This is a genomic window from uncultured Caballeronia sp. (assembly GCF_964243625.1).
In the GTDB taxonomy this organism is placed as follows: Bacteria; Pseudomonadota; Gammaproteobacteria; order Burkholderiales; family Burkholderiaceae; genus Caballeronia.
Genome location: NZ_CAXTGZ010000474.1, coordinates 1 through 4,738 on the forward strand (window position 1 = coordinate 1; position 4,738 = coordinate 4,738).

The 4,738-nt window shown below is 60.1% G+C and carries 3 protein-coding genes; all 3 read left to right on the top strand.

Annotation, left to right across the window (positions count from 1 at the left end):
• The first annotated feature begins 495 nt into the window (after nucleotides 1-495).
• Nucleotides 496-1,533: a PotD/PotF family extracellular solute-binding protein gene (locus tag ACFFAR_RS25030; RefSeq protein ID WP_375508647.1), complete on the top strand. Its 1,038-nt coding sequence runs from the start codon at nucleotides 496-498 to the stop codon at nucleotides 1,531-1,533.
• Nucleotides 1,533-3,353, top strand: a complete 1,821-nt coding sequence (locus ACFFAR_RS25035) for a diguanylate cyclase domain-containing protein (RefSeq protein WP_375508645.1) — start codon at nucleotides 1,533-1,535, stop codon at nucleotides 3,351-3,353. Before ACFFAR_RS25030 ends, ACFFAR_RS25035 begins: the two co-directional genes overlap by 1 nt.
• Nucleotides 3,354-3,840: 487 nt before the next feature.
• The coding region (locus ACFFAR_RS25040; protein ID WP_375508646.1) for a diguanylate cyclase at nucleotides 3,841-4,738 on the top strand (898 nt) is incomplete at its 3' end.

Consider the following 4,738-nt stretch of genomic DNA (forward strand, 5'->3'; position numbering starts at 1 on the left):
GGCGGCGCGGTTGACGTGGACCGTTCTCTCGAGATCCCGAGTTTCGGCCATGCGCTTGACTCATGAGGTAAGGCTCTCCACCATAGATTCTGATCAGAGCCGGCATTATAGGCGAGGGCCGATCGCGCTCCGCCTGATCGGTGCTTTGTTTTCGATTCGATTCAGTCTTCATCGTTGTGTTGCGTGGCGCCTCAACACTGCTGAAATTCCGGGTAAGAATTTCAGACTAGCTTAATGACCGCTTCCAAATTTAGTATCCGGAGCGTATATGTTGCGCGTCGCTTTTTCAGCGGCCCCGAGGGTAGAGAGGCTCGGGGCTTAAAGCTTCGAAGCTCGGTGCCGTAAACACGGCATGGGCCGAGCCTCGATATGGCGAGCAGCCTTGAGGTTTGCGCCGGGTCAAATAAAAAAAAGGACAGTTCAATGCGTGGGGCCCAGGGATCCGTCCGGCAATTGCCGCTCTCGCGCGTAAGCACGGCTGTCGGGACCTTCGCGATGCTCAGGCGCTCGGCGTGCGCGTTGATGTTGGGCGTCTGTTCAGTATTGACGCAACCGGCGCTGGCTGCCGGAAATGTCCTCCGGGTGCTGGCGTGGCCAGGTTACGCGGACAGCGACATCGTCAAGGATTTCGAGTCGCGTTATCACGCCAAAGTGGAAGTCACGCTGATCGATTCGGACGAGTCGCTGCACGACAGAATGCAAGCGGGCGCTGCGCCCCAATTCGATGTCTTCGCCGCCAACACCGCGGAGATCGAACGATACTCGCGCGAAAACCTGCTGGCGCCGCTCGATCTCGCAAATATTCCCAACACGAAGCGGCAATTACCGCGCTTTCGCGATTTGGCATCCATTGGCGGTTTGATCCGCGATGGCAACGTGTACGCGATCCCGTTCACCTATTCGTCGATGGGACTCATCTACGATCGCAAGCAGATTCCCGTCGCGCCGCGCTCCATGAACGAGTTGTGGAACCCCCGTTATCGCGGCAAGGTGCTCGATTTCAACAGCGGCCAGCATAACTATTCTTTCGCGGCACTGGCGCTGGGGTATGCCGATCCCTTCCAGCTCAATGCATCGCAAATGCGGACCATTACTCGCAAGCTGATCGATCTGCGCCGCAATCTGCTCGCTTATTACACGCTGCCGGAAGAGGCGGCTGCGGTTTTTATCGAACACAAGGCGGCGTTGATGTTCGGCAACTACGGGACGCAGCAGGTCGCGATGCTGCGTCGCGCGGGCGCGGATGTGGGTTACGTCATTCCCGACGAGGGCGCGCTCGCCTGGCTGGATTGCTGGGCGATGACGAAGTCGGCGGCCAATCAGCCGCTCGCGCTCGCATGGATCAACTACATGCTCGAGCCGCACGTGAGCGAACAGCTCACGCAGCGCCAGGGGCTCGCCAACACCTTGAACGCGGACCCGGAAAGCAGCGAACACGCGCATATTGTGTGGATCGAACCGGCCGAGGACGGCCGGCGGCGCGAAGCGCTGTGGAGCCGGATTGTCTCGGGCGACCGGCCGGAGCGATTTTGATGTGGCGCCCCGGGCTGACGTTCAAGCTGTCAGTCCTGCTGGCGTGCATCGGCGTGCTTACGTCGGGCGCGACGGGTTACTACGCGTATCGCGCGAACCGCACGTTGCTCGTGAGGGAAGCCGGGCGCAGCCTGATGACATCGACGGAACTGCTTGCGCAGCGCTCATCGGTTGCCATCGACGATATCGCCGCCGACGCGCAGGTGCTCGCTTCGCTGCCGTCATCGGCGACGGTCGCCCAGGCCGACGACGGCTCCGGCAAGAACGCTGCCCGCGAGCGGCTCGCCCAGGTCTTCTTCAGTTTCATGACGCATCACCGGGAATATCTGCAGATCCGGCTGATCGCGCGCGAGCATCACGGCCTCGAGCTGATCCGTTTTGATCGTGACGCGAGCCGCGCGGTGCGAGTGGAGCAAAGCGGACTGCAGGAGAAGGGCCAGTTAACCTACGTGTTTGATACGCTGGCGCTTGCGCGCGGTCACATCTATGTATCGCCGATCACGATCAATCACGAGCAAGGCGCGCATTCGGCGCAAGGGCGCCCGACCCTGCGCCTGGCAACGCCGGTCGCGAACGACCGCGGCACGGTGGTCGGCGTGGTTGTAATCGATGTCGATCTTGCGCGGCTGCTGGAACGTTTGCAGGTCGATCTGCCGGGCAATTACGAGGTGTTCCTTGCCAACGAATGGGGCGATTTCCTCGTGCATCCGGATGTATCGCAGACGTTCGGTTTCGATAAAGGCCGGCGGATATTCATGCAGGAAAACTTTCCCACGACGCGGCCGCTGTTCGAAGACGGAAGATCCGCCGTGATGCTTAACGGTCTGACACAGCCCGACGAGGCGTCGTCGCGGATTCTCGCCTTCATACGCCGTCCGTTTGGCTCGTCCGAAGGCAACCGTTTTGTGGTGCTGGGCTTGTCCCGCCCACTTTCCGATGCCCTTAACGGCGCGAGCATGCTGGGCGGCAGTATCGTGCGAATCGTGCTGATTTCGAGCCTGCTTGCGATCATCCTGGCGGCCATGTTCGCCCGCGCGCTGGTCCAGCCGCTGCAAACGCTCGCGCATGCGGCGACGCATTTCTTCGCCGATCACACCATGGAAGCGCTGCCCGTCCGACGCACCGATGAAATCGGCGTGCTGGCGCGCTGCTTCGACCGCATGCGCCGCGAGATCCGCTCGCAGATCGACGGGCTGCACAGCAGGCAACACGAGTTGGTGCATCTTGCGCGCCACGATGCGCTGACGGGTCTCCCGAACCGGATGCTCTTCATGGAACGGCTGGAGGAAGCGATCCGCGACGCTGCATCGAGCGGCGAACCGCTTGCGGTATTGTTCGTCGATCTCGATCGCTTCAAGCAGATCAACGATCAGTTCGGGCACTCGGCCGGCGACGATGTACTCGTCGAGATCGCGCGCCGCCTGCAGGAATTGTTGACCGGCGCCGACATGGTCGCGCGGCTCGGCGGCGACGAGTTCGTGGTGTTGATCAACGGCCCGCGCTCGGCCGGCCCGGCGCCGGGAATTGCCTCGCGTATCAAGCAGACGCTGGATGAGGTGCTGCTCGTCAACGAACGGCGCATGACGGTGGGCGCGAGTATCGGGATCAGCCAGTATCCGGTGGACGGCGATTCCGCCGGCGCGCTATTGCTCAATGCCGACGCCGCCATGTACGCCGCGAAGTCCGACGGAAACTGCTCTTATCAGCGATACCAGGATTTGCCAGACTCCCAGCGCAACCGCACCGCCAAGGGCGTGGTACCGCAGGCGCAGGCCGATGACCTTGCCGCCGCGCGGGATGACGCCGACACGGTGTTCTGACCCAAAAGGCATGTACGTTCAGACAGCGGCGTGCGGCCTCATTAAGGTTTTTGGCTGGAAAGCCGTTATGCCGTTTACATCTTTCGACGAAACAGGGAGCGTCGGGCGTCGTCACGCTCTGTCCGGCTTTTCAGTGATGAAGGCTGGATAATGAAACGATGGTGCTTTTGTATTGGTTAGACAAAAGATAGTCTATTTTGGTGTAATGCCATTCGAATTACCATGTTGGGGTTTTGCAGCATTGCATCGTTATTTGTTTCGAAGTCGGGCGCTGATTCTGCAGTCCGCGTAAGATATGATCAAATAATTAAATTTTAAGCGACTTACTGTTTGGGCCGGCACACGAAAGCCTGGAGCTTCGTGGTGCCGTGAAGCGGACTCGCAGGTTTGAGATTATCTCCAGCAGGGCGCATGACGCCGGCACTGGGTAGATCTGACGAGACGCGCTGACGGGGCGGCAGTCAGAGAATTTTTTCTGGAGTTGCTGATGATGGGTGAAGAAGACGGCCTAGACCTGTTTACGTGGTTTGGCACGACCAGCCCGTGCTGGCGGCTGTCGAGCGACAGTAATGCGCTCGAGCTTGCGACCGTGCGGGGTCCCGCGAACGTCAGCATTCCGCTCGACGCGTCTCAGGCCGGGCAGATCCGGGCACTGACGGGCGTAACGTCGCATCTGGCGCTCGACCTGAAAATTTTCGGTTATCCCTACCGGCTCCACCTTGTTGGTAAAAAGATCAACATTCGCGAATGGGCCGGTACGGCATCGGATTACACGGACACCTCGTCGGTCGCCCGTGATCTCGTGCATGGTCTCGCATTCGCCGAGCAGGTTGTTTCAGAAGTTAATTCGCTCGTCGTCATTCTCGACGGACGTGGCCTTATTCAGCGCTTTAACCGCATGTGCGAAGAAGTGACCGGCATGCGTGAGGAAGACGTCATTGGCAAAAGCGCCTATGTGCTTTTCATGTCGGATGACGAAGGTGCGGCGTCCCGGACCAACATCAACGGCTTCTTTGCGAGCGGCCAGCCGTACCAGGTCGAGCGTTACATCAATACGGTCACGGGACCGCGGCTCTTTCTGTTTCGCAACAAGTTCGTGCAGAGCGGCAGCGGCGTGGACGAGCGCTTCCTGATCTGCTCGGGCACCGACATTACCGAAGAGCGCAAGGCCCAGAAGCTGCTCGTCAAGCAGGCGACGACCGACGAGCTGACGGGACTGCTGAACCGCAAGGCCATTCAGGAAGAAATCGAGAACGCGATCGCGGCCGAGAGAGAGGCGGGTGACAGCATTGGTGAAGAGCATCTCGGCATCCTGTTTCTAGACCTCGACAACTTCAAGAAGGTGAACGACGCACACGGTCATGTCATGGGCGACCGCGTGATTC

Bases quoted from the DNA above. Each gene is read 5' to 3' on its own strand.
- ACFFAR_RS25030 (WP_375508647.1), top strand. From the start codon at position 496: ATGCTCAGGCGCTCGGCGTGCGCGTTGATGTTGGGCGTCTGTTCAGTA.
- ACFFAR_RS25035 (WP_375508645.1), top strand. From the start codon at position 1,533: ATGTGGCGCCCCGGGCTGACGTTCAAGCTGTCAGTCCTGCTGGCGTGC.